At 40.5% G+C, this 24708-nt stretch carries 25 protein-coding genes and 2 pseudogenes; 25 read left to right on the top strand and 2 right to left on the bottom strand.

Annotated features, from left to right (window positions below; genetic code table 11):
- Positions 1-4: 4 nt before the first annotated feature.
- Positions 5-2848, bottom strand: a complete 2844-nt coding sequence (locus DOZ58_RS04540; RefSeq protein WP_111887219.1) for an SNF2-related protein — start codon at positions 2846-2848, stop codon at positions 5-7.
- Between the two features lie 26 nt (positions 2849-2874).
- On the bottom strand, positions 2875-3078 hold the full coding sequence (locus tag DOZ58_RS04535) for a helix-turn-helix transcriptional regulator (protein WP_111887218.1): 204 nt from the start codon (positions 3076-3078) through the stop codon (positions 2875-2877).
- 164 nt (positions 3079-3242) lie between these two features.
- On the opposite strand from DOZ58_RS04535, the gene DOZ58_RS04530 reads away from it, so the two are divergent.
- The 25 genes and pseudogenes from DOZ58_RS04530 to DOZ58_RS04405 all read left to right on the top strand — a co-directional run bounded on the left by DOZ58_RS04530 (position 3243) and on the right by DOZ58_RS04405 (position 24701).
- A complete protein-coding gene (locus DOZ58_RS04530) occupies positions 3243-3782 on the top strand; it encodes an ATP-binding protein (RefSeq protein ID WP_162624419.1) in 540 nt (179 codons plus the stop codon).
- Positions 3769-4863, top strand: a complete 1095-nt coding sequence (locus DOZ58_RS04525; RefSeq protein WP_111887216.1) for a hypothetical protein — start codon at positions 3769-3771, stop codon at positions 4861-4863. The genes DOZ58_RS04530 and DOZ58_RS04525 overlap by 14 nt, the downstream gene beginning before the upstream one ends.
- Positions 4838-5221 (top strand): hypothetical protein, encoded by a 384-nt coding sequence (locus DOZ58_RS04520; RefSeq protein ID WP_111887215.1) that lies wholly within the window; start codon positions 4838-4840, stop codon positions 5219-5221. Before DOZ58_RS04525 ends, DOZ58_RS04520 begins: the two co-directional genes overlap by 26 nt.
- Positions 5222-5376: 155 nt before the next feature.
- Positions 5377-5760 carry a helix-turn-helix transcriptional regulator gene (locus DOZ58_RS04515; protein ID WP_111887214.1) on the top strand — a complete coding sequence of 128 codons (384 nt, stop codon included), beginning with the start codon at positions 5377-5379 and terminating at the stop codon, positions 5758-5760.
- Positions 5761-5764: 4 nt separating this feature from the next.
- Positions 5765-6481, top strand: a complete 717-nt coding sequence (locus DOZ58_RS04510) for an ImmA/IrrE family metallo-endopeptidase (protein ID WP_111887213.1) — start codon at positions 5765-5767, stop codon at positions 6479-6481.
- Positions 6482-7237: 756 nt separating this feature from the next.
- Entirely contained in the window at positions 7238-8467 is a 1230-nt protein-coding gene (locus DOZ58_RS04505) for an RNA polymerase sigma factor (protein WP_111887212.1), read from the top strand.
- A pseudogene (locus tag DOZ58_RS04500) lies at positions 8440-9030 on the top strand (hypothetical protein); the annotation flags it as partial. The gene DOZ58_RS04505 and the pseudogene DOZ58_RS04500, both read left to right, overlap by 28 nt.
- 250 nt (positions 9031-9280) lie before the next feature.
- Positions 9281-9859: a GIY-YIG nuclease family protein gene (locus DOZ58_RS04495; RefSeq protein WP_162624418.1), complete on the top strand. Its 579-nt coding sequence runs from the start codon at positions 9281-9283 to the stop codon at positions 9857-9859.
- Positions 9860-10065: 206 nt separating this feature from the next.
- Positions 10066-10488, top strand: a complete 423-nt coding sequence (locus tag DOZ58_RS04485) for a DUF4406 domain-containing protein (protein WP_111887208.1) — start codon at positions 10066-10068, stop codon at positions 10486-10488.
- Positions 10481-12829: a virulence-associated E family protein gene (locus DOZ58_RS04480; protein WP_111887207.1), complete on the top strand. Its 2349-nt coding sequence runs from the start codon at positions 10481-10483 to the stop codon at positions 12827-12829. The genes DOZ58_RS04485 and DOZ58_RS04480 overlap by 8 nt, the downstream gene beginning before the upstream one ends.
- 224 nt (positions 12830-13053) lie before the next feature.
- Entirely contained in the window at positions 13054-13341 is a 288-nt protein-coding gene (locus tag DOZ58_RS04475; protein WP_111887206.1) for a VRR-NUC domain-containing protein, read from the top strand.
- Positions 13338-14744: pseudogene (locus DOZ58_RS04470) on the top strand (SNF2-related protein). Before DOZ58_RS04475 ends, DOZ58_RS04470 begins: the two are co-directional and overlap by 4 nt.
- Entirely contained in the window at positions 14710-14973 is a 264-nt protein-coding gene (locus DOZ58_RS04465) for a hypothetical protein (RefSeq protein ID WP_111887205.1), read from the top strand. Before DOZ58_RS04470 ends, DOZ58_RS04465 begins: the two are co-directional and overlap by 35 nt.
- A complete protein-coding gene (locus tag DOZ58_RS04460; protein WP_242988606.1) occupies positions 14966-15400 on the top strand; it encodes a sigma factor-like helix-turn-helix DNA-binding protein in 435 nt (144 codons plus the stop codon). The genes DOZ58_RS04465 and DOZ58_RS04460 overlap by 8 nt, the downstream gene beginning before the upstream one ends.
- A 137-nt stretch (positions 15401-15537) precedes the next feature.
- A complete protein-coding gene (locus DOZ58_RS04455) occupies positions 15538-15903 on the top strand; it encodes an HNH endonuclease (RefSeq protein ID WP_111889677.1) in 366 nt (121 codons plus the stop codon).
- A 96-nt stretch (positions 15904-15999) separates the two neighbouring features.
- Positions 16000-16533, top strand: coding sequence for a P27 family phage terminase small subunit (locus DOZ58_RS04450; protein WP_111889676.1), 534 nt, complete (start codon positions 16000-16002; stop codon positions 16531-16533).
- 15 nt (positions 16534-16548) lie between these two features.
- Positions 16549-17865 carry a site-specific DNA-methyltransferase gene (locus DOZ58_RS04445; RefSeq protein ID WP_111887204.1) on the top strand — a complete coding sequence of 439 codons (1317 nt, stop codon included), beginning with the start codon at positions 16549-16551 and terminating at the stop codon, positions 17863-17865.
- A gap of 77 nt (positions 17866-17942) precedes the next feature.
- Positions 17943-18149, top strand: coding sequence for a hypothetical protein (locus DOZ58_RS04440; protein ID WP_111887203.1), 207 nt, complete (start codon positions 17943-17945; stop codon positions 18147-18149).
- The gene (locus tag DOZ58_RS04435) at positions 18146-18814 is read left to right on the top strand and encodes a virulence protein (RefSeq protein WP_111887202.1); all 669 of its coding nucleotides are present in this window, start codon (positions 18146-18148) and stop codon (positions 18812-18814) included. The genes DOZ58_RS04440 and DOZ58_RS04435 overlap by 4 nt, the downstream gene beginning before the upstream one ends.
- A 52-nt stretch (positions 18815-18866) precedes the next feature.
- Positions 18867-19091 carry a hypothetical protein gene (locus tag DOZ58_RS04430; RefSeq protein ID WP_111887201.1) on the top strand — a complete coding sequence of 75 codons (225 nt, stop codon included), beginning with the start codon at positions 18867-18869 and terminating at the stop codon, positions 19089-19091.
- Positions 19092-19227: 136 nt separating this feature from the next.
- The gene (locus DOZ58_RS04425) at positions 19228-20190 is read left to right on the top strand and encodes an N-acetylmuramoyl-L-alanine amidase (protein ID WP_111887200.1); all 963 of its coding nucleotides are present in this window, start codon (positions 19228-19230) and stop codon (positions 20188-20190) included.
- 35 nt (positions 20191-20225) lie between these two features.
- Positions 20226-21827 (top strand): terminase large subunit, encoded by a 1602-nt coding sequence (locus DOZ58_RS04420; protein WP_111887199.1) that lies wholly within the window; start codon positions 20226-20228, stop codon positions 21825-21827.
- Between the two features lie 123 nt (positions 21828-21950).
- Positions 21951-22730, top strand: a complete 780-nt coding sequence (locus DOZ58_RS04415; RefSeq protein WP_111887198.1) for a hypothetical protein — start codon at positions 21951-21953, stop codon at positions 22728-22730.
- Between the two features lie 65 nt (positions 22731-22795).
- A complete protein-coding gene (locus tag DOZ58_RS04410) occupies positions 22796-24040 on the top strand; it encodes a phage portal protein (protein WP_111887197.1) in 1245 nt (414 codons plus the stop codon).
- The gene (locus DOZ58_RS04405; protein WP_111887196.1) at positions 24015-24701 is read left to right on the top strand and encodes a head maturation protease, ClpP-related; all 687 of its coding nucleotides are present in this window, start codon (positions 24015-24017) and stop codon (positions 24699-24701) included. The genes DOZ58_RS04410 and DOZ58_RS04405 overlap by 26 nt, the downstream gene beginning before the upstream one ends.
- Positions 24702-24708 lie beyond the last annotated feature (7 nt).

The raw sequence follows: 24708 nt of genomic DNA, 5'->3' as shown, positions 1-24708 counted from the left end.
TATTTTACACAATCTCAAAAGAGATAGTCATAATATGTTCTAAAGCAGCCGCGCCTTCCAATTTTGCTCGAATTTCTTCTTGCAGTCGTTCGTTTTGTGTGTCAATTTCATCTTCACGATCATAAATCTCGCGACGCAGTTTCTTTCGTTTTTCTTCTAGATGAGTTACTTCTTCTTTCATTTCTAACATTTCAGCCAATGTCTTATCAGTACTTGCTTTGAAAATTCGCTTTTTTTCTTTGATTTCTTTATTAAGATCCTTAAGTTCTCTCTGTATTCCTTCCTTAAGATCTTCACTGAAGGCATCAAGTTTTTCACATTCCGCTAAAAAGTATTCTTTGTTAATCCTTTCAATTTCAAATTTTTGCATCTCAGTATTAGCTTTTCGAAGAGTATCTAAATCTAAAATCTCATTTACTGGTTCATCAGTAATTTCGGATGGCAGTTCCATGATGCGGTTAATCATGTCATCATCAATTAGCGTACCGTCGTCAGTAACAATAGATATAATTAAATGTTCTTCAGTGTCAAAGCCACTATAAATTAGCTTGTCTACAGAAAGAACACCAGATAAGTTTGGGTGTTTCTCTAAAAAACTAATATGATGATCAGGTGAATTAGTATGATCAAAACGGATCGTTACAAGCGGTAATGTAGTTGCAATGGCTTCTGAAAGCCATTGTTGACACATTGGATCCTCACGTCTCAAAAATATGTCACCTTGCCGTTCCGCATCTTTCCATTGTACATTATAGGTTTCCTCTGATCCGTTCAATCGATAGGAAAAACGCCATTGATCCAGTGGCTTAACCCGCTCTGCACCTTTCATAATAAAAAAGTTGCATAGCCATCGGGTGAATTTATCTAACCCAGCAAGAGTGTCTTCTTGGCAACCCTTGAGACGAGCGGCGACCTCTTCATCAAAATTTTCAAGAATGGACTGCCGAGCCGCCATTATCTTTTCGTTAATGTGCTCGGACAATTCTTTCTGGAGTTGATCAAATTCTCCTTGTATCTCATCTGTAGATTTACAGGTCTGATATATTCTTGCAATGCGTTTTTCAAAATCAATTCCTGATTCAATTGAACCTAGAACATCATCTGAAGAGCCAAACAAGCCACTAAAAAGTCGAAATTTTTGGTCAAGGAGTTCAAAGACCCGGACATCGGCAGCATTATTTCTATTCAAAAAATTTATGACGACAACATCGTTTTTCTGCCCATAACGATGACATCGGCCAATACGCTGTTCGATACGCTGTGGGTTCCAAGGTAGGTCATAATTAACAATTAAACTGCAAAACTGAAGATTAATACCCTCTGCGGCAGCTTCAGTTCCAATCAAAATACTTGCCCTATCACGAAATTCTTCTACAACAGCCGTTTTCATATCAGCTTGACGTGAGCCTGAAATGATACCATCATGTTTGTGCCGATCTTTCCATTCTGTATAAATGCGTCTAGATATTGCATCATTATTTGTACCATTCAAGAATACGATATCGTCAGAATATCCATGGTTTGACAAAAGATTTAGTAGGTATTCTTGAGTTCGTCGTGATTCTGTAAAAATAACAGCTTTGCGCTGACCTCCACGTTTTTCGGTTTCATCAAAACCTTTTTGTAGTGCAATCAGTAGATTATCACCTTTTGAATTATTAGTAATACTTTTAGCTAGTTCTGCAAATCCTCTCAGTTTGTCAAGCTCTTGAGAAACAGAGGCACGATCCTGTTCGAGGTCTGCGAGTAGAAGATTGTCGGATTCTTCTTGTTCCTCGACCAACTCATCAAAGGTATCATAATCATCCTTGAATTCAAGTTGGGTATCTAAACCTTTTAGGAGAGCTTCCAGGCGATCTATCAAGGAGTTCAAGGTGCCGGAAATAGCGAAAGAAGATGACGCAAGAAGTTTTCTTAATACTAGAGTTATCAGTGCTCGCTGTCCTTGAGGAAGAGCAAAGAGCCTTTCGGTCTGCAAATAGGAAGAAACTAGATTGTATAACTTTTCCTCATCGTCGGTCGGGGTATATTCCTGCAAAATAGCGATACGATTTGTGTAATTGACATACTCCGTTACTTGATTGCGCAGAGTACGCTTGCAAAACTGTCTCAAGCGAGTCCTTAAAGCGAGATTTCTAATCTCCTCATTAGAAACAGATACATACATATCTCTAAAGGTCCGAGCATCACCAAAAACATGTTCATCAATAATACTAACTAAGCCGTATAATTCCATCAGATTGTTTTGAAGAGGAGTAGCGGTGAGTAATAGTTTTCGTTTGCCAGAGAGGGCTCGTTTTAGGCGTTTACCCATGATATTACTCGATTTATAAACATTTCGGAGGCGATGTGCTTCATCAATAATAACGAGATCCCAAGAAGTTGCGTAAACTTCATTCTCTTTTAATGATGCAAAATTATAAGAGCAGATCACGACTTCATCCTTAATCTCGAAAGGGTTAAGTACACCTGACTTCTTTAGTTTATTAAATTTTGTGGATTCAAGTATAGTAGATTTTATATAAAATTTTTCATCGAGTTCGGCTCGCCATTGTGTGCGTAGTGATGCCGGAACAATTAGTAAAATGCGACGTTTGCGCTCCGACCAAAATTGTGCAAGGACCAAACCAGCTTCAATTGTTTTTCCCAAGCCAACCTCATCCGCCAAAAGAGATCCATTAGAAAGGGGCGATTTCAAAGCGAACAATGCCGCATCAACCTGATGAGGATTTAGGTCAACTTTTACGCCTGACATGGAAGAGGCAAGTCCGTCAATACCCGATTGCGGACGTTTCAGCATAATCTGTTCAGCAAAATAACGGGTTTGGTGTGGTGTATATCTCCCCATAAATTAATCTCCATTTCCTATAGCTTTTAATCATTGACTATTTCCATGATGTCAGCAATATCACAATTAAGTGCCTTACATATTTTTTCAATAATCTCTGTGTTCACATTTTCATTTTTACCGAGCTTTGTAATTGAGGCCGAACTAATACCTGCCATTTTCTGGAGATCTTTTTTTTTCAAGTCTTTGTCGATAAGAAGTTTCCATAATTTTTTGTAACTGATAGCCATATCGCTCACCTCATTCGGTTTAATAAATATTTTCATACGGTAAAAGCATAGCAGATAAAAAATGAAATAGCAAGAATAACACAAGCGATCACAGGAATAGGTGAAGGTTTCTCTTGATTTATTTTGATGAAAGTGATATTGTAACATCAATGGAGGATATTCTAATGATTTTTATCGGGGGAATACATGGTGTCGGAAAATCGTTCTTTTGTGAGCATGTTAGAACCGTACTTTTTATCGAAACTCATTCAGCAAGCGGACTGATCGCGAAACAAAAAATGTCTTCTTTCTCGAGTGATAAATTGATTCCTGACATTGATGATAATCAACAATACTTATTGACGGCTATAAATGACCTGAATTCATCAGGAAAACAATATCTTCTTGATGGCCACTTTTGCTTACTGAATGGGCGGGGTCGGGTAACACGCATTCCTGAAGAAACTTTCTATTTATTACGTCCAGAGGCAATCGTCCTACTTACTGAAAAGCCAGAAATAATTGCAGAGAGACGAAAGCAACGTGATGATAGAAGTTTTAATCTAAATGAATTAGAAAAATTTCAAGAAGAAGAAATCACCTTCGCATCTGAAATCGCTAAAACGCTTGAGATTCCTTTGCTGGTTTCCTCTGGTGTTGATGATTTAGATAGAACGGTTGACTTTTTGCGAGAGAATATAGGAAGGAAAAATGATGGCGGGTAAGTTTACGTTTAAAAAGTTCTCTGAATTAGATTTATGCGATCCATTTTTTGATACCCTCAAGGAAGACTATCCAGAGGATATGGTTAATATTGGTTTTGCAAAATGGTTCCAAAAGAAATCTGATGCTGGTTCAACTGCACTTGTGTTCGATGACGAGGAAGGTTTAGGCGCATTCGTTTGCCTCAAGGAAGAAAATGAATCAATTGAAATGATTGAAGAAGTTCTTCCTGCAAAGCCGAGAGTCAAAATCAGTACACTTCGTCTAGCCGAGCGATTCCGCGGACAACGTCTTGGCGAAGGTGCTATTGGGTTAGCTCTTTGGAAATGGCAACAATCTATGGTGGATGAAATTTATGTAACGGTGTTCGAAAAGCATGATTTGTTAATCATCCAGTTAGAACGTTTTGGTTTTAAATTGGCAGGACATAATCTGAATGATGAGTGTGTATATGTAAAAAGCAGAGATAAAGTAGATTATAGTGATCCGTATAAGTCATTTCCGTTTATTGATCCGGAGTTTCGAAATGCTGGCTATCTGATCGTCGAAGATGTTTATCATGACACTTTATTTCCTTACTCTGAATTGAAGAATACACTTCAAGAGCAAGTTGGCCTTGCTGTGGCGAATGGATTAACAAAAATTTATATTGGTTCTCCAACCAGTCGATTACCTTACCGTGTAGGTGAACCCATTCTTATTTATCGAAAATATACTGGTTCTGGACCAAAAGGATATAAATCTTGTGTTACTTCTTATGCCATTGTCTCTGATGTAATAGTCGTGAAGGAAAATTACCGTTTTAATATTAAATTAGAAGAATTACTAAACCGAATTAATAATAAATCAGTTTTTGATGAAAATGAAATTCGAGTTAAATATAATAATGAACGAAATCTAGTTGTAGTAGAGATGTTGTATTACGGCTTTTTTGGAGCCGGAAATAATGTTAATTGGATGTGGTTAAAGAATAATGGTCTTTGGCCAGACTCGTATCCAACAACCGCTCGGTTAACACCTGAGCAACTCGACGTTATACTAAGGGAGGGCGAAATCGATGTGTCAAATGTTATTATCAATTAATCCTGAGCATGTTCAAAACATTCTCAGTGGAAAAAAGCACTTTGAATTTAGAAAGGTACGATGTAAACCAGAGATTGATAAGATCATAATATATGCGACGGCTCCACACAAAATGGTAGTAGCCGAAGCCGAGATTGATGAAATTATCGAAGATGATAAAAATGAAGTTTGGAAACAGACCAAGGAGTTCTCTGGAATAACTTATAATTTTTTCCGTGCCTATTATAAAGGTAAAAAGAAAGCGGTCGCATATAAGCTTAAAAATGTAGAAGCTTATGATGAGCCCAGGAAGCTTTCGGACTATGGAATTAAATATGCTCCTCAGTCGTTTATATATTTAAAATCTTCAACTGAGTAGTTATCCGCATGGACCATTAAAAGAGAAATATTTACAGTCGCACTGATAAATCAGCTGCGACTGTTTTTAGCTTGACATAAGAATGATATTGTGATACGCTAATAAGCGTAGTAGCTAATATGCGAAATGCATTATTTTGAAAGGAGGGCTAAAGTATGGCTGGTGAATTCGGAAAATTCATTGATATAAAACGTCGAGGACGTGCGGCTGATGGTGGAGATATCCTATTGAAGGATATCGCAAAAGCGATGGAAATGACAGCAACATATCTCTCAGATATCATTAAAGGGAGACGGAATCCCCCCGAGATGAAATTACTTGAGAAGATTGCTAATGTACTTAATCTATCTCCAGAGGAAAGAGCAGAAATGTTTGATCTTGCTGGTCGGGAACGTAATGAAGCAGCTCCTGATCTGCCGAATTACATCATGGATGAGGAGATCCCACATGTAAGAGTTGCTTTAAGAAGAGCGAATGATAAGAAACTAGGAGACGATTTTTGGAAAAGAATTGTTGAAGAAATGGACGACAAGGAGTGAATCTATGCCTTCAAATGGAAATCTAAAAGATTATGTACCTCGTATAAGCAAGGCTGAATTTGATCAAGAGGCCACGAAATTCCTGTCAACTTACTATCCAGAAGCGCTCGTGATACCGATGGCGGTACCGATTGAAGAGATTGCAAAAAAGAAGCTGGGACTTACAGTCGTTGAAAGACGTCTCACTGAAGATTTCAGTATATTGGGACAGATGTGCTTCACTGGAGGATTGGCTGAAATCTATGAACGTGATAACGATGAATATAGAGAAGTAAGAGTTAAGCCGGGGACAATGATTATTGACCCAGATACTCTTACACTTCGTAATCTTGGCAGCAAACGAAATACCGTTGCCCATGAATGTGTTCATTGGGTCAAACATAGGAATTATCACATTTTAGCGAGTGTTATTGAAGGAAACACCGCTGTTGCCTTTCGATGTCCGGTTGACATTAAGAACGATGATTACAGTGCTGAATGGACCGATGAAGATTGGATGGAATGGCAAGCAAATGGAATTGCGCCACGTATACTTATGCCTAAAGATATGGTAGAAATCGTATTCGACAGAAAACTGGCAGAGAGTAATGAAAATCCTTTTATTGCAGCAAATCTCTTATCGCCTAGACGTTGGATTATAGAGCAGATCGCTGATTTCTTTCAGGTCTCAAAACAATCTACTGAAATAAGACTAATTGAATTGGGGCATTTACTACAATAGGAAATGCTTCAATTATAAACACAAATTTTAAGCAATTAAACTTCGCATATAAGCGGAGTAGCTATATTGCGATAAGGAGGAATGCCTATGAAGAAAATGAAATGTCCTAACTGTGGCCGCAGAGCCTTCGATATATCTAATATCCCTAAAGAAAATGTTGAAGTGACTCTTAAATGTCCACATTGCAGAAAATTTGTTACAGTTCCCTGTAACGTAAAATCAGAACTCAAAGTATCCTAGTTGTTGCTATGAGATTAGATAAGGAGGTGATTATCGTGGCTAAGCGTAATAGTAAGCAAACATCCTCCTCAGTTGCGCGCAAAGCGTCTTCTCTTTTAAGAGATGGTAGAACCAGTTCAAAGACCAAATTAGTGGCTGGGAGTGCATTATCACAGACAAGACCGTCATCGAAAAAAAAAATAAGTCAATAAATTCATACCGAGCAACGGAGTCAATATGAGCTACCAAATAGCCGGATGATTTACGAAACGAAAGTTTTGTAGTCATCCGGCTTTTTATTTTGCCCAAAACTGCTAAGATTCATGGAAAATATGCAACTTCATTTATAAACCCCGTTTCAATGTTCATCGCCTGATCAGCGGTGCCCAGAGCAGCGAAACGGACACAAAATTACAGTCAACCCACTGGGAGCGGTTGGCCATTTAAGAAGTGAGGATTCATTCTTATGGCCAATTATTATGGGAAGTCCTGCGTGGATTCTCACTTCGATTTTCAGATCGAAGGAGGATCATCACAATGGACAAAAGTGAAAATCTACAGACAAACAACGACAGTAAACAGTATTACATCCCAATGGAAGTAACAGCAGAAACCATTAAAGATTTCGGCATTAACCCATCGGATGTGGTTTGGACGAAAATTGGGAACAAACGCAAGAAGGTGATTATGATTTCCGTAACTAAGGAGCAGTATTACGAGTATATGCGTCCGATTTGGCGCGAGGATAAGCGTGAACAGCGTCAGGAGCCAATGCCTTCACTGGATAAAATGTACGAGGAAACTGAGTACGAAACCGCTGATACCTATGACCTTGAAGCAAATGTTATGAAGCAGGTCATGATTGATGAGCTGCATAAGGCGCTCGATGAATTGGAAGAAATTGATCGAACCATTATGGAAATGTACAGTCATGACCATAGTGAAGCGGAAATTGGACAAGCTATTGGTATGAGCCAAAAAGGTGTCAATAAGCGTAAGAACAATCGCAGCCGATACAATTTGGAATCGCCGCCGCCAGCGGCGCACATCTCATACAAACCGGAGATGGTGGGACAACAATTCGGTTGGGTGAAGATTATTTCATCCGAGAAACGTTGGAACAAAAAAATGAATCATTGTTATGTGCTGACCCAGTGTACAGGGTGCGGAAGCATTCAGTGGCAGCTGTATTCCAGTTTAAAAAGCGGGAAATCGAGAGGTTGTCAAAGTTGTTCTCAACCAAGGCAGATTCCGCTCTGGTTGGATCGAAGACTTGCGGCAGCAAAACAACGTTGCGAAAATCCAAACGATGGAGGTTATCACAATTACGGTGCGAGAGGAATAAAATTTGCTTTTACAAGTGTTACCGAAGCTGGTCTTTATTTAATAAAAACATTTGGCTTACCACCAAAAGAGTTGGAAATCGATCGGATAAACAACAATCTGGATTATGCACCTGGCAATCTCCGTTTTGTAACACATTTAGAGAACAACAGAAACAAAAGATGTACGGTTCTCAGTCATTTTTCTCAGGAATATTGGCCTTACGTAAGAAATGTGGTTGTCCGAAAATTATCTGTGGGATTAAGCAGGGACGAAATAATTCAGGATGCCGAAACAGCAGTATTCGAAAAAAGGAAAAATTGGAAATTAATCAGTGCAAGGCTCGACTTTATGACATACGAAATGCCGGACCACATCACCGTTTTACCGTATCGGGAAAACTCGTCCACAACTGTGGGTATGGCGGATCAGTCGGAGCGCTAAAGGCAATGGGAGCTCTAGAATCCGGTATGCAGGAGGATGAGTTAAAGCCACTGGTTGATGCCTGGCGTCAGGCTAATCCAAATATCGTTCGTTTCTGGTGGGCCGTGGATCGAGTTGTAAAAGAATGTATCAAACAAAAAACGACATCAGAAACTCACGGTATTTACTTTTCTTATCAAAGTGGCTTTCTATTTATCACCCTTCCTTCTGGCAGAAAACTGGCTTATGTAAAGCCTCGAATTGGGGAGAACCGCTTTGGTGGCGAGTCTGTTTCCTATGAAGGGGTGGGCGGCACAAAGAAATGGGAGCGGATTGAAAGCTATGGTCCGAAATTTGTTGAAAATATCGTTCAGGCAATTAGCCGAGACATTTTATGCTTTGCTATGGAGACATTAAAGAGCTGCTTCATTGTAGCTCATGTCCATGATGAAATAATTATTGAGGCGGATATGCGCATGTCACTTTCTGCTGTTTGCGAGCAAATGGCAAGAACACCACCCTGGGCAAAAGGCTTGTTACTGCGAGCCGATGGTTACGAATGTCAGTTTTATCAAAAAGATTAACTTTTAAAACCTCCCTAGGCTAATAGGTGGAGATTAATTCTCTCTGAAAAATTGGGATGTAACGAATCACAAATATGTGATCCGTAAAGATAGCAAAAGAAATATGGTCATCAGCTGATGAAGCACTTGGCCAAAATTTGATTTCATAAATTTTTTTCAAAAAGATTAGAAAAATGGTTCTTAAAACATTGGGTTTTGTCCTTTGACTATTAGAGGGCAAAACCCTACTTTTATGAACGGAGGTATTTCAATGAAAGAATTGATACCTAAAGATGAATACGGAATTTTTGCTGACAAATCACCCACCAAAATGATTGCGCCTAAACAATGGATATACATCATTGAAAAAGAGCAGAACCGCGTGAAGGTTGGTGTGTCGGTAATGCCAGAGGAACGAATAAAAGTTTTGGAGAGAGCTGGAGGCTTTAAAATTTTGAGGAAGCGGCTGTTGGGGCCATTTCAAAATAGTTATCAAGTGGAGTGTGAAGTGCATAGAAGAATGCGTTGTGAAAAAATAATTTCCGAATGGTTTTCAATACCATTTGAAACTGCAGTAGTTGTTGCAGAGGAGGTTGCAGAAAGCAGAGGAGATATTAATTCAAAGCAACAAAGCGAATCCCCAGATATGGCAGAACTAATTTCTTGTTTCTGCCCCCAGTACACTGAATTATTCGAGTTTTATGAAGCTCTTAATGATGCAGATATTGCTATTTATAAAGACGAGAACGGGAAGATCTGGTTTGAATCAGAAGATTTTGGTATGTTCACAGCAGAATTTTTAAATGCATTTATGAAGATTAACAAAACCAGATTAGAGGAGGACAAATAAAATGTTTTATGTGAAAGAACAGTTAAACGATGCGATAGAGGTTTCCATTGAAATAAATGATGAGAATGTTTTCTGTCGCTGCCCGCACTGTGGCTCGGAGGTCCAGGTCGACTTGGCCAATGTGTTTGCCGATGGGGAGATTGACCTTTTTGGTACATCCGTACTTTGTGACAACTGCAGCAAAGAATGGAAGAGAGGAAGGGCTTGTGGGTGTGAGCATGTATAGCCGCGAAGGCAATCCTGATCCGACTATTTACGGTGGTTTAACCAGTCTTGAAAAACCATCAAGAGCGTACAGACAGATGGTGTATGTATGCTCCCCTTTTTCTGGGGATGTTGCCCGGAACATTGAAAATGCACGAAAGTACAGCCGGTTCGTTGTAGAGCAGGGATGTATACCAATTACACCGCATTTGCTGTTTCCGCAGTTTCTTAATGATAATGACTTGACGGAGCGAGAACTGGGCCTGCATTTTGGGAATGTGCTGATGGACCATTGCAGTGAGGTGTGGGTGTTCGGAGAAATCATATCAGACGGAATGGATTCTGAAATAAAAAGAGCCCGAAGAAAAAATATCAAACTGCGTTATTTTAGCAGTGATTTGAAGGAGGTAATCAATCATGCGTGATTTAAATATTGCATATGGAAACAGCAGGAGAGCGAAGTTCTGGTCGAACAAGACCATAAAATTTGATGAATTGTGTGACAGGCTGCGCAGTCCGATTTATACATCGGAAACGGCAGAGGAATATCCGAAACTCCCCAAGGGTCAGCGTGATGATATTAAGGACAAGGGCGGTTTTGTGGCGGGTCATTTGAGCGGCAACCGCAGACAGGCAAACAAGGTGGCGTGCCGTTCAATGCTGGTCTATGATCTTGACAGCATTGAAGTCGCTTTTTTAAGGGACATTAGCAGTAAGGTGCATAACAAGGGCTGCTATTACACCACCCACAGTCATAGGGCAGATAATCCGAGAGCGAGAATGATTATTCCAGTTAGCCGTGATATGACACCCGATGAGTTCAATGCAGCGGCGAGATATTATGCCCAGGATAATGGGTTCATTACCATGCTTGACCCATGCTCATTCTCCCCACATCAGCTGATGTATTGGCCAACCAGTCCTTCCAATGGAGAGTACCTGTTTGGTGAGATGGATGGTGATTGGCTTAACCCCGATGATATTTTTGCAAAACACCCCAATTGGAGGGACTGTTCTCTGCTGCCCACGACACCAAAAGAAAGCAAGGCAACTGACCACAATGTGAAACAGCAGAAAGATCCGCTCGAAAAGGACGGTGTGGTTGGAGCAGTATGTCGATGCTATACGGTACAGGAGGTCATGGAGAATTATCTTTCAGATGTTTATACTCCAACAGCAGATGGATCAGGAAGATATGATTATATTCCCGGAGAAGGTTCTGCAGGCGTTGTCATCTATGAAGATAAGTTTGCATACAGCCACCATGCAACAGATCCGGCGGGAGGGAAGCTTTGTAATGCATTTGATTTAATTCGAGTTCATCAATTCGGTGATTTGGATGATAAAAAATCCTATACCGAAGCTGTAAAATTTTGGCTATGTAAGGACAGAATTAATGAGCAGCTTTTAAAGGAAAAGCAGGTAAAAGCAAGTCAGGAGTTTGAGGACTGGACGAAAGGACTTCAGCGTGAAAAGAATGGTAATCTCTGCAATACTCTTCAAAATCTGACTTTAATTCTTAAAAATGATGATAATCTTCGCGCCATTGTATTTAATCAGCAACTTGATGGGATGGAAATTAAAGGTGAGGTACCATGGAAGCATCCATCAAAATACTGGAGAGATGCAGATGATGCTCAGTTAATCAGCTACATTGATACAAACTACGGTACATTCTCGGATAGAAATTATAAGATCGCAGTAACAAAGGTAACGGACGACCGTTCCTACCATCCTATTCGAGAGTTTCTGAGTGCACTCCCTGATTGGGACGGTGAACAACGAGTAGACACTATATTAATTGATTATCTCGGTGCTGTTGACAACAAATATGTACGTGCTGTTACTAGAAAATCCTTTTGTGGAGCAGTCAAAAGAGTTTTGGATCCCGGATGCAAGTTTGACAGTATGATCGTATTGAATGGTCCGCAGGGCATTGGAAAAAGCACATTGATTTCGCTGCTAGGCGGTGAGTGGTTTTCTGACTCATTAAGTCTCAATGACACAAAAGATAAAACAGCAGCAGAAAAACTGCAAGGATATTGGATATTGGAAATTGGAGAGCTGGCTGGACTTCGCAAAGCAGAAGTAGAAACACTGCGCTCATTTATCTCTAGGCAAAATGATATTTACAGGGCAGCGTTTGGTAAGAGAGCAACACCACATCCGCGGCAGTGTATTTTTATTGGAACGACGAACGCTGAGTCCGGGTATCTTCGCGATACTACGGGAAATAGACGATTTTGGCCAGTTAAGACGCCTGGCAGTGGGAAAAAACATTCATGGGAATTGACTGTATATGATGTACAGCAAATCTGGGCAGAGGTTTTGAAAATGGTCGAAGCTGGTGAAAAACTTTACCTGACACCGGAGGAAGAGAGAATGGCAAAAGATGAGCAGCGAGCAGCTCTGGAGTCAGATGAACGTGAGGGATTGGTGCGGGAATATCTTGATACATTACTCACAGATAGCTGGGATGATATGGATTTATTTGAACGCAGGAATTTCTTAAGTGGGAATGAACTGGGTGAAATCGGTAAAAGAGGCACGGTACAGAGAAATCAGGTCAGCAGTATGGAAATCTGGTGTGAGTGTTTTGGTAAAGAAAGAGCCAATATTGGACGTGCAGATTCTAATGCCATTGCTGCAATTCTAATCAAGCTTGGTTGGGAGCGTATGCCGAATAAAACCAGGTTGCCAATGTATGGACCACAATATATTTTTGTTCCTAAATGTGTTCCTGGCGATGTTCCCCAAAAACTGTAATTTTCGGAACTGTTCCTCATCTTTTCTTCTGTTCCGAAAAAGGCAGACAGGAACAGATTGAGGAACACCTCAGGGGCGCGGGCGGTAGCCAATTTTACTGCTTTTGTGCCTGTGTTCTTAATAATTATATTAAATATGAAATTGTAGTAATAGAGAGTATATAGCAAAAAATCCCGCGTATTCGCGCGTATAGGGATTTTTGAGTACCTGGAACAGGAGTAAAAATGCGAGAAAAAACGATTGAACAAAAACTTGTAAAGGCGGTTAAAAAGAATGATGGGATTTGCCCCAAGTTGACTTCACCAGGTTTCGATGGTATGCCAGACCGTTTGGTGCTTCTTCCTTTTGGAAGGATTGCCTTTGTAGAGGTAAAAGCATCTGGAGAAAAGCCACGACCATTGCAGCTGGCAAGGCATGGTATGTTACAGCAACTCGGCTTTCGAGTGTATGTGTTGGATGATGAGAAACAGATTGGAGAAATGCTTGATGAGATTGGAGGTGATGCCGAATGAAGTTCATACCACATGATTACCAGAATTACGTAGTCGATTATATTAAGAGCCGTAAGATTTCTGCTGTCCTCCTTGATATGGGCTTGGGTTGAGGTAAGACAGTGATTACCCTTACTGCTATAAATGATTTACTGTTTGACAGCTTTGAGGTTCATAAAATTTTGATTATAGGACCACTTAGAATAGCAAAAATCCAGTGGGGTTCTGAAATCAAAAAATGGGAACACTTGCATATGCTGAAATATTCCGTAGCAGTTGGAACGGAAGCTGAAAGATTGGCAGCTCTCAGAGCACAGGCAGATATTTATATTATCAACCGGGAAAATGTACAATGGCTGATTGAAAAAAGTGGTCTTTCCTTTGATTTTGATATGGTGGTTGTGGACGAGCTTTCGTCTTTTAAAAACCATCAATCCAAGCGGTTTAAGTCTTTGATGAAAGCTAGACCAAAGGTGAAACGAATAGTGGGTCTGACAGGAACCCCAAGCAGTAATGGGCTAATGGATTTATTTGCAGAGTTTAAACTGTTAGATATGGGTGTTCGGCTTGGCAGATTTATTGGCCAGTACCGAACTGCCTATTTCTCACCGGATAAGCGAAATGGTCAAATTATTTACAGCTACAAGCCACTGCCGAATGCCGAACAGCAGATATATGAAAAAATCTCTGACATTACCATTTCCATGAAATCCAATGACTATCTTCAAATGCCTGAACTGATCAGTACGCAGACAGAGGTTGTACTGTCTAAAGAAGAATCGAAAAAATATGAGGAACTAAAAAAAGATCTCGTATTGCAACTGCCGGATGGAGAAATAACCGCAGCCAATGCCGCTTCGCTTACAGGAAAGCTTTTACAGATGGCTAATGGCGCGGTTTATGGAGATGATGATCGCATTTTAGAGATACATCAGAGAAAGCTGGATGCATTGGAAGATTTGATTGAGTCTGCCAATGAGAAGCCCTTGTTGGTGGCCTATTGGTACAAACATGATAAAAGTCGAATTCTTAAACGATTTAATGCCAGATGCATTGATTCGTCACAGGATATAGCAGATTGGAATGCTGGGAAAATACCAGTGGCACTGATTCACCCGGCATCTGCCGGTCACGGATTAAATCTTCAGGAGGGTGGGTCGACGATTGTCTGGTTTGGATTAACCTGGTCGCTTGAGCTATACCAGCAGCTCAATGCAAGACTTTGGCGGCAAGGACAAAAGAATACCGTGGTGATTCAACACATTATAACAAAAGGGACCCACGATGAAGATGTCATAAAAGCTTTAAAAAACAAGGATATTCAACAATCATCGTTGATTGAAGCGGTGAAAGCCAGAATTGGATTTGATAGATTGGAGGTACAAACTCATGTATGTCGCCCAGAAAAACGTTCAACCTGCTAATGAAGAAGAAATATATCGGGAACTTGGCAATGGCATTATTCTACAAGCGGTTAGAGATTATCGCAAAGCATTGAAGAAATTGACAAAATTCCCAGAGGATGAAGTCTCAAAGTATACCAAACGAGAGGTGGAGAGATTTTTTAGGAGTAGCTTATATTCAGCTATTACAGATATTCCACCTGAGATGCTGATTAAAAAACTCAATGAGGAGGTCAACGATTATGAATGAGGTAATGACGGCAAAAGAATACTTGGGACAGTCTTATCGCTTAGATGAGCGTATCAATAGTAAAATTGAACAGGTTGATACACTCCACTCGCTTGCCTGCAAAGCGACCAGTACGATCAGCGATATGCCTGGCAGTCCTTCGAGAAAAACACACCGGATGGAGGATATTGTTATTAAGATCATTGATCTTGAAAATGAGATCAACGCCGATATCGATTTACTCGTGGCATACAAAAAAGAAGTTCCACAGGTAATTGAAAGTGTCAGCAACATGGATGAACAAATGGTTTTGCATTATCGTTATGTTCACAACTTTACTTGGGCTAAAATCGGGGAAGTCATGGGTGTTAATGAGCGTACCATCCGTCGATGGCATGATTTGGCAATAGATCATATAAAAATACCAAAAAAAATTACAAAAATTTAAAATGTGCCGTGGATATCAGTGGATGTCCACGGGGGTAATGTGTTATTATTATACTAGAGAAAATATATCAAAATAAGCAAAGTCTTGTTGGAACAATCCAGCAGGACTTTTTTATTGAAAAAAATGAGGTGATGATCATACCAAGAAAACCAAAGCGCCCTTGCAGTCATCCTGGTTGTGGTGAATTAACGGACGGACGATTTTGTGAGAAGCATCAAAAATTGTATGACCAACAATACAATAAGTACGACCGCGATCCAGAAACACGGAAACGCTACGGCTGGGCCTGGAAGAAAATCAGAAACAAATACATTAAAAACAATCCGCTCTGTGAGCAGTGTATAAAAGAAGGACGGCTAACCCCGGCACAAGAAGTTCATCACATCAAGCCCCTGTCAAAAGGTGGTACCCACGATGAGAAGAATCTTATGTCCCTATGTAGCAGTTGTCACTCAACCATAACCGCCAGAGAAGGCGGCCGATGGGGGGTGCAAAATCGCTAAAACGTGTTGCAAATGCAACGGGCAGGGGGGCACGCGCGAAAAAAACGGAAATCAAAGGGGGTATTAACCCCTGAAAGAAAAAGGCAGGTGAAAATGATGGCAAAGGACGGGACAAACCGCGGCGGAGCTCGAATTGGGGCCGGGCGGAAATCAAAGGCTCTTACAGAAAAAATAAGCGATGGCAGGCTGGATGGCGCAATGGTGCTACCCGAGCCTGCCTCTTTTATTGGAGCCGATGTTCCGCCGGTGAAAGAATACCTGAAAGCGACCCAGAAAAATGGTAAAAACCTGTGTGCAGAAGAAATCTTCAACGAAATCTATCTATGGCTGAAAGAACGGGAATGTGATCAACTGGTTAGCAGGCATCTGATTGAGCAGTACGCCATGAGCGTTTCCCGCTGGATCCAGTGTGAAGAATGTATTTCTGAATATGGATTTCTAGCCAAGCACCCTACAACTGGTAATGCCATTGCCAGTCCCTACGTTTCCATGTCCCAGCAGTATTTAAAGCAGTCCAATCAGATCTGGTATCAGATACACCAGGTCGTAAAAGAAAATTGCTCCGTTGCCTACAGCGGTGGAACTCCCCATGATGATATGATGGAGCGCCTACTGTCAGGCCGGAAATAAAAAGGTGGTGATCCAATGAAAAAAACAATAACTGAAATGCAAATGGTAGAAACCAATAAACTGGTCCCTTACGTGAATAATGCTCGGACGCATTCAACTGAACAAATTAATAAGCTTCGTTCCTCTCTCCGGGAGTTTGGATTTATTAATCCAGTTATCATTGATAGCAATCACGGGATAATTGCCGGACACGGCAGAGTGATGGCTGCTCAGGAAGAAGGTATTACTGAAGTACCCTGCGTACGCGTTGATCATCTGACTGAAGCTCAGAAGAAAGCCTACATCATTGCTGACAACCGATTTGCTCAGGACGCTGGCTGGGATGAAGAACTTTTAAGAATTGGAATTGAATCTTTGCAGGGGGCCGATTTCGATGTATCCCTTACCGGTTTTGAGGAAGATGAAATTGCGGATTTGTTCAAAAGCGAAAATGATGAAGAAATTCAGGAGGATGATTTTGATGTTGATGAAGCGCTGGATGGACAAAGTTTTGTAGAACCCGGCGATGTCTGGTTGTTGGGTCGTCACCGCCTTTTATGTGGAGATTCAACAAAGTATGAGGATGTAGCTACACTTATGGATGGTAAAAAAGCAAATCTGTGTATTACCGATCCACCATACAACTGCAGTTACCAGGGCGGGACCGGGATGAAAATTATGAATGACAGCTGGTCCGACAGCGAAAAGTTTTATCAATTTCTTTTAGACGCACTTACAAATGCATATCAACATCTTGCTGATGGGTCCCCGATTTATATTTTTCACTCGGATGCCGAAAAAGTTAACTTCTTTAATGCCACAGTCAATGCTGGCTTTCACTATTCGACAACCTGTATCTGGGTCAAAAATGCGCTGGTGATTGGTCGGATGGATTTTCAGATGCGCCATGAACCAGTTATTTACGCATTCAAAGATACATCAAAACACAAATTTTATGGCGACCGTAAACAGACAACCGTATGGGAATTTGACAAACCGACAAAATCAAAACTACATCCGACGACGAAACCGCTTCCTCTGATTGGTTATCCAATGGGACTTTCATCCCAAGAAAACGGAATCGTGCTGGACTTATTTGGTGGAAGCGGTTCAACCCTAATCGCAGCTGAACAGATGAACCGAACAGGGTATTTGATGGAGATGGATCCCAAATATGCCTCGGTAATTGTCAAACGATATGCAGCACTAAAAGGGAATACTGATGATATCAAAGTCATCAGAAATGGAAAGACCCTTGATTGCTCTGCGCTTTATAATCAAGATTCAGAAGAGTTTTCTTTTCAAGACGGAACCGTTAATGATATTCAGAAAGGCAAAAAAAATAAGGATTAATGTGAAATATAGCTTGCTATTATAGACCTTTTCAGTGATATATAGACACAACAAAAACTACACTAAGGAGAATGATCATGAAAAAAGGTACATTATTAATGACTGGAGATGGAAAGAAAACTTATCAGATTATTGGACTCTGGGGTAAAGATTTAGTTTTAGCCGAAACAAGTGGAGCCAGTGACCAGGTATTAATTTACGGACCTGACGAACTGCAAGACCTCATCGAAGAAAAAAGATTTCAAATTCTTTCAAAAGCCCCTCAAAACGGTGAACGATCATGACCAGAAGATTCCAGTTAATCGATAGTGATCGTAAAGCGCTAATCGCTGCTATTGGAGAAATCCTTGAGACAAAACCTATCTATCTAGGAACACCAAGCTTCTCGTACACTATTGGCGATTTTGAAGTTGACAAACAGGGAGGATTAATTATTTCTGAAAGTATTGAAAAGTCTGCAAGTGAGAGTTTACTAGAAAGCTTACAATCAAAGGGATTTACTTTTGAAACTCCAGAAACTCCGGATGAAGAAGATGACGAACTCATCATTGAAATTCCAAAAGAAGGATTTACGGATGAAGCGATTCATAACCTTGAAAACCTGATTATTAGTAAATGCCATTTGATTAAAAAAGCCCTTGGCGGCGATTCATTACACCTCGAAAAAACACCGGATACCCTTCGATTCCCTTGGTTCTCAGCAAATGCTGAACCCGATGCCATCAAAGCTTACACACAATTTATTGCAGCCATTTGTGATATGGCCAAGAATCAAAAGCGCATTTCAGCAACCGTCAAAACAGTTGAAAATGAAAAATATGCTTTTCGTTGTTTCCTGCTGCGGCTTGGCTTTATTGGGGATGAGTATAAAACAACCCGGAAGATTTTACTTTCAAACTTATCTGGCAGTTCTGCTTTTAAACACGGTACTAAAAAAGACGACATCTGATTCTACGCTATTTTGTGTATATAACTTGCTATTAGTGTGACATAGAGCTAATATGTACACAATAAAAAAAGGGGCCAACGCCATGCAGGAACAAAAAATTAGCAAGAAAGATTACGAAGCGCTTTTGGAAATTGCCAAGGAAGCATTTTACAGTATTGAACAAAGAGGAGACCTTGAAACAAGGCACAGCGATCATGAAGATTTCCTGGACATTTCAGTTTGGGGTCTTAAAGAAGTTTTGATTCAGGCCTTTGAATACGGTAAGAAAATGAATTAAAAGCTTTTGAAAAGGGCGATAAAGGGCCTTTTTCTCGTACAGATTTATAAACAGAATACAAAATTTTTACTGCAGCTCATGATGAGGTGCTTTTTTGTTGCCCATTTTTTGCGGCCAACGAGGAAAGGAAAGAACGATGTTTTTAAAAATTGGAAGTATGGGCAGTGAAGTTGCCCAATTACAACGGGATTTAAACTTCTGCGCCTATGATGCCGGAGAAGTTGATGGCGACTTTGGGAGTCTAACCCAAAAGGCGGTGCTGGCCCTTCAGGCCTACCATGGTCTGGCACAGGATGGCATCTATGGCGATCAGTCTGATACTGCTCTAATGAGTGAAATTAAATCGATCCAGGAAGCGCTGAACAAAAATGGTTATCCGGTAGCCGTTGATGGTGCAATCGGAAATGAAACATTAGTTGCGATGTCAGCATTTCAAAAGGACAAAGGTTTGATCGTTGATTGTATTGTCGGCAATGAAACCCTTAAAGCTTTAGGATTGGAAGGTATCGCGTATCAAAATCAAATACCTGCTGCCGCGCCTATATCAAATCCCAATCCAGTTGCTAATGGGAACGGCAAAATTGTGTGTATCAATCCTGGCCATGGTGGATCAGACCCGGGAGCCTGTGGTGATCTGCAGGAGAAAGATATGAACCTGGTTGTCAGCTTGCGATTAGGCCAACTCCTTCAAGAGCGTGGTTTCAAGGTTGTTTATACCCGAACCGATGATCGATGGATGGCTTTAAGTGATCGACCTGTCATTGCCAATCAAAACAATGCGGATATTTTTGTCAGCATTCATCACAATGGCGCATCTGATTTCAATGCCAGCGGAACACTGGTCATTTGTTATCCCGGCAGTACAGAAGGTTTAAAACTTTCCCAGCTGGTGTTGAATGGAATGTGTAACCAGATGGGATTATCCAATCGGGGAATCGTTCAAAGGGATGATTCCGATGTCACGTATTCTAATATGCCAGCAGTTATCACAGAAGCTATGTTTGCCACCGCACCAATTGACTGTCATTTCTTCAATAATGGCGGTGCAGAACTGGAAGCCCATGGCATACTGGAGGGAATTTTAGCTTATTTCAACTGATAAAAATCTTATTCTGAGGAAAGGAGTTAAGTTTTATGCGGCCACTGGAAATCTATCAGGAAAGCCCATTTAAAAAATCAACATCGATTTATGATCAAAGCCGCGCTGATTTGGCGGTTTCTTTTATCAACTGCTTAAAGCACACCAAAGGTCAATGGCATGGTCAGTCCTTTGAACTGATCGATTGGCAGGAACAGATCATTCGGGATGTCTTTGGCATGATTAAACCCAATCAGGCCAGGCAGTTTAATACCGCTTATATCGAGATAGCCAAAAAACAAGGCAAATCTGAGCTTGCTGCCGCTGTCGCACTATTATTAACTTGCGGTGATTTTGAACATGGTGGTGAAATTTACGGCTGTGCTTCTGACAGACAGCAGGCTTCCATCGTTTTTGATGTAGCCGTTGATATGGTGGAACAGTGTCCGGCGCTCAAATCGCGGATCAAACCAGTTCTTTCTCAAAAGAGACTTATTTATAAACCACTTGGCAGTTTCTACCAGGTATTGTCTGCTGAGGCGTATACAAAACACGGACTAAATGTGCATGGTGTTGTATTTGATGAGTTGCATGCGCAGCCAAACCGAAATCTTTATGATGTTATGCTGCATGGTTCCGGGGATGCCAGAAAACAACCCTTGTATTTTTTAATAACCACTGCTGGAACAGATCGCCATTCGATTTGTTGGGAAGTGCATCAGAAGGCTGAAGATATTTTAGCGGGAAGAAAGATTGATCCAACCTTTTATCCAGTTATTTATGGTGCTGGTGAAAATGAGGATTGGACGGATCCAAAAGTTTGGGAGAAGGCTAATCCTTCAATGGGGATTACGGTTGATATTGAGAAAATTCAGATTGCCTGTGATAATGCCAAAGCTAATCCTGCTGAAGAAAACCTCTTTCGACAGCTTCGTCTTAATCAATGGGTCAAACAATCTGTCAGGTGGATGCCCATGGAAAAATGGGATTTGTGCGATGAAGAAATTGATCCGGATGTACTAATCGGTCGAGAATGTTATGGTGGCTTAGATCTTTCCAGCTCCATTGATATCACGGCTTTTGTTTTGGTTTTTCCACCCAAATACGATGGTGAAAAGTATGTCATTATGCCTTTCTTTTGGATACCGGAAGAAAATATTGAACAGCGAGTCAGACGGGATCATGTGCCTTATGATGTGTGGGAAAAGCAGGGCCATATCCAGACCACTGAAGGAAACGTGGTTCATTACGGTTTTATCGAAAACTTTATCGAAGAATTGGGAACCAAGTATAACATCAGAGAAATCGCATTTGATCGTTGGGGTGCAGTTCAGATGGTGCAAAATTTAGAAGGTTTAGGATTTACAGTCGTTCCCTTCGGACAGGGTTTCAAAGATATGTCACCTCCAACCAAAGAGTTGATGAAACTTACCTTGGAGGAGAACATTTCCCATGGGGGGCATCCAGTCTTGAGGTGGATGATGGATAATATTTTTGTAAGAACTGATCCAGCTGGAAACATCAAACCGGATAAAGAAAAGTCCACCGAACGAATTGATGGTGCAGTAGCAACGATTATGGCACTGGATCGGGCAATAAGAAATGGTGGAGTTACTTGTGGAAGTGTTTATGATGAGCGAGGGATTCTAATACTGTAATATTAATTAAAACGGTTGATAGTTTTGCTGCAATAATCACGATAAGCGGTATTTACATTTACGACTATACGAGCATATGATAAAATTAAAAGAAATTTCTATTTCTAAATTTTAGGAGAAGTGATGAAGGATAAATTAATAGAGGCCGTAATTAATAACAAGAATCATATTCCTTATATCAATTTGACAGAAGATAATAAATACAGAGGTTGGACATCTGATTTCAGAATTTCAATAAACGCTGAAAAAAATATGTTTCTTGATTTGTCTAAGGAAAACGATCTCTTTCTGTTGTTTATTCTTGCATCATTTTGGTCAAGATCAACCAATTGGGAGAATGCTGCTTTTTTTACAACTTATCTAAAAGCAAATAAACTCGATATTCCAAACATCTGGAAAGATAAAGAACTTGTTTTGTATGAAACAACTCACTGTAAAGAAAACGCAAAAAAAACGATACAATCTTGTACAGGCGTTGTTCCAAGAAAAAAGGTGTCTTTTAGATCAGATATTTTTGCAAGCATTGAAGTGATAGTTGAACACTGGGATGAAATAATATTAAATTTGGAAGGAGCTAATCGAAAAAATAATTATTTACCGTTCATTATGTATATCAGTGAAATAAAAGGGCTAGGATATGGTGAAAAAAGAATGAAAATAAAAGTACCGCTAATTTTGAGAGAATTAAGATGTCAAAATATTTTTTTAAATATACCTGGCGAATATTGTTGTGTTCCAGATAAAAGAGTAGTTGTTACTGCCAAAGAAATAGGTTTTTATTTACCAGTAATTAATTCAACCAAAAGCATTCTGAAAGCATCGAAACTTATCTATGAAAATTTTGGAGATTTATACGATATACCATTATTTGCATATGAAGATATTAAAGAACAAATTAAATAACTGATAGATCATTTCAATGCATCTCACAAGAGGTGCTTTTTTAATGCCCATTTTAAGGAGGAACAATGAGTCGATTAAGAGATCTATTCCATTCACGAGATAAACCAAAGAATTATCTTGATAACAATCCCTTCAGTTTTTTCTTTGGTGGAACCACTGCCGGAAAAAATGTCAATGAACGAACAGCGATGCAAACAACAGCCGTGTATTCCTGCGTGCGGATCCTGGCTGAAACAATCGCCAGTCTGCCGCTTCATACTTTTGAGTACACTGATGTAGGTAAACAAAAGGCTATGAACCACCCCTTATACCAATTATTATACAACGAACCAAATCCAGAGATGACTTCCTTCGTGTTTCGAGAAACACTGATGAGTCATCTTTTATTATGGGGCAATGCCTATGCCCAGATCATTCGCAATGGCCGTGGACAGGTTATGGGGTTGTATCCCTTATTACCAAGTAAAATGACGGTCGATCGAGCTGTCAATGGAGAGCTTTTCTACAAATATCAGAGTGACAAAGGGGAAGTGGTGCTTGCTAAAGAAATGGTGCTTCATATCCCTGGCCTTGGTTTTGATGGTCTCATCGGTTATTCACCGATTGCCATGGCTAAAAATGCCATTGGAATGGCTATTGCCACTGAAGAGTATGGCTCATCCTTCTTTGCCAACGGAGCCAATCCCGGAGGCGTTCTTGAACATCCGGGAGTTGTTAAAGATCCTAAGCGTGTCCGAGAAAGTTGGAATGCGGTTTATCAGGGATCAGGCAATGCACATCGGATTGCTGTACTGGAGGAGGGGATGCGCTTTACTCCGATCGGAATTCCTCCAGAACAGGCACAGTTTCTAGAAACCCGGAAATTTCAACTAAATGAAATCGCCCGTATTTTTAGAATCCCACCCCATATGATTGGAGATCTGGAGAAGTCCAGTTTCTCAAATATTGAACAGCAATCTCTTGAATTCGTGAAGTACACCCTGGATCCCTGGGTGATTCGCTGGGAACAATCCATGCAGAAAGCACTACTCAGTGAAACGGATAAGCAGAAATATTTTATTCGCTTTTCTGTGGATGGGCTTTTACGTGGGGACTATGAATCCCGAATGGCTGGTTATGCGACAGGCCGACAAAACGGTTGGCTCTCTGCCAATGATATCCGGGAACTTGAAAACTTAAATCATATCCCAGAAGAACTGGGTGGAGACTTATACCTAATTAACGGTGCCATGACAAAACTCCAAGATGCTGGTGCCTTTGCTAATACAGAAAGTGAGGAAACAAATGAAGAAATTCTGGAACTGGATTAAAAATGAAGATGAACAAAGAACCCTATATTTAAATGGGGCAATCGCGGAAGAAAGCTGGTTTGATGACGACGTTACCCCGCAGCAGTTTAAAAACGAATTAATGTCTGGCCAGGGAGATATTGATATTTGGATCAATAGTCCTGGTGGTGATTGCATCGCAGCCAGTCAGATCTATAATATGCTGATGGATTATAAGGGCAATGTGACGGTCAAAATTGATGGGATTGCAGCCAGTGCGGCATCAGTGATCGCCATGGCTGGGACAACCGTTAAAGTATCACCTACCAGCCTGATGATGATTCACAACCCTTTAACAGTGGCCATTGGTGACAGTGCGGAAATGAAAAAGGCCATTCAGATGCTTGATGAAGTGAAGGAAAGTATCATCAATGCATATGAGTTAAAAACTGGCCAAACCAGAGAGAAACTCTCTAAATTAATGGACGGTGAAACCTGGCTCAATGCCAATAAAGCCTTAGAGCTTGGCTTTGCCGATGAAATGCTCTTTGATGAACGGGAAGTATACGAAAATGTCGAGAATTACAGCTTTTCAAGACAGGCAGTGACCAATTCCTTGATCGAAAAGTTGATACCAAAACCCCAAAAAGAAGTAGGAATACCGGTTGATATCTTTGAAAAAAGACTAAATTTAATCAAATAAATGGAGG

Source organism: Acetobacterium sp. KB-1 (assembly GCF_003260995.1).
Classification (GTDB): Bacteria; Bacillota; Clostridia; order Eubacteriales; family Eubacteriaceae; genus Acetobacterium; species Acetobacterium carbinolicum.
Note: the sequence above shows the minus strand (reverse complement) of the source record. Positions and strands in the feature narration are given on the sequence as shown.

Excerpts from the sequence above, each read along its gene's own strand:
- DOZ58_RS04425 (WP_111887200.1), top strand. The coding sequence starts at position 19,228 with ATGTTTTTAAAAATTGGAAGTATGGGCAGTGAAGTTGCCCAATTACAA.
- DOZ58_RS04540 (WP_111887219.1), bottom strand. The coding sequence starts at position 2,848 with ATGGGGAGATATACACCACACCAAACCCGTTATTTTGCTGAACAGATT.
- DOZ58_RS04535 (WP_111887218.1), bottom strand. The coding sequence starts at position 3,078 with ATGGCTATCAGTTACAAAAAATTATGGAAACTTCTTATCGACAAAGAC.
- DOZ58_RS04430 (WP_111887201.1), top strand. The coding sequence starts at position 18,867 with ATGTACACAATAAAAAAAGGGGCCAACGCCATGCAGGAACAAAAAATT.
- DOZ58_RS04475 (WP_111887206.1), top strand. The coding sequence starts at position 13,054 with ATGCGAGAAAAAACGATTGAACAAAAACTTGTAAAGGCGGTTAAAAAG.
- DOZ58_RS04505 (WP_111887212.1), top strand. The coding sequence starts at position 7,238 with ATGGACAAAAGTGAAAATCTACAGACAAACAACGACAGTAAACAGTAT.
- DOZ58_RS04415 (WP_111887198.1), top strand. The coding sequence starts at position 21,951 with ATGAAGGATAAATTAATAGAGGCCGTAATTAATAACAAGAATCATATT.
- DOZ58_RS04515 (WP_111887214.1), top strand. The coding sequence starts at position 5,377 with ATGGCTGGTGAATTCGGAAAATTCATTGATATAAAACGTCGAGGACGT.
- DOZ58_RS04410 (WP_111887197.1), top strand. The coding sequence starts at position 22,796 with ATGAGTCGATTAAGAGATCTATTCCATTCACGAGATAAACCAAAGAAT.
- DOZ58_RS04420 (WP_111887199.1), top strand. The coding sequence starts at position 20,226 with ATGCGGCCACTGGAAATCTATCAGGAAAGCCCATTTAAAAAATCAACA.
- DOZ58_RS04510 (WP_111887213.1), top strand. The coding sequence starts at position 5,765 with ATGCCTTCAAATGGAAATCTAAAAGATTATGTACCTCGTATAAGCAAG.
- DOZ58_RS04435 (WP_111887202.1), top strand. The coding sequence starts at position 18,146 with ATGACCAGAAGATTCCAGTTAATCGATAGTGATCGTAAAGCGCTAATC.
- DOZ58_RS04450 (WP_111889676.1), top strand. The coding sequence starts at position 16,000 with ATGGCAAAGGACGGGACAAACCGCGGCGGAGCTCGAATTGGGGCCGGG.
- DOZ58_RS04525 (WP_111887216.1), top strand. The coding sequence starts at position 3,769 with ATGATGGCGGGTAAGTTTACGTTTAAAAAGTTCTCTGAATTAGATTTA.
- DOZ58_RS04495 (WP_162624418.1), top strand. The coding sequence starts at position 9,281 with ATGAAAGAATTGATACCTAAAGATGAATACGGAATTTTTGCTGACAAA.
- DOZ58_RS04405 (WP_111887196.1), top strand. The coding sequence starts at position 24,015 with ATGAAGAAATTCTGGAACTGGATTAAAAATGAAGATGAACAAAGAACC.
- DOZ58_RS04520 (WP_111887215.1), top strand. The coding sequence starts at position 4,838 with ATGTGTCAAATGTTATTATCAATTAATCCTGAGCATGTTCAAAACATT.
- DOZ58_RS04445 (WP_111887204.1), top strand. The coding sequence starts at position 16,549 with ATGAAAAAAACAATAACTGAAATGCAAATGGTAGAAACCAATAAACTG.
- DOZ58_RS04465 (WP_111887205.1), top strand. The coding sequence starts at position 14,710 with ATGTATGTCGCCCAGAAAAACGTTCAACCTGCTAATGAAGAAGAAATA.
- DOZ58_RS04460 (WP_242988606.1), top strand. The coding sequence starts at position 14,966 with ATGAATGAGGTAATGACGGCAAAAGAATACTTGGGACAGTCTTATCGC.
- DOZ58_RS04530 (WP_162624419.1), top strand. The coding sequence starts at position 3,243 with ATGATTTTTATCGGGGGAATACATGGTGTCGGAAAATCGTTCTTTTGT.
- DOZ58_RS04440 (WP_111887203.1), top strand. The coding sequence starts at position 17,943 with ATGAAAAAAGGTACATTATTAATGACTGGAGATGGAAAGAAAACTTAT.
- DOZ58_RS04480 (WP_111887207.1), top strand. The coding sequence starts at position 10,481 with ATGCGTGATTTAAATATTGCATATGGAAACAGCAGGAGAGCGAAGTTC.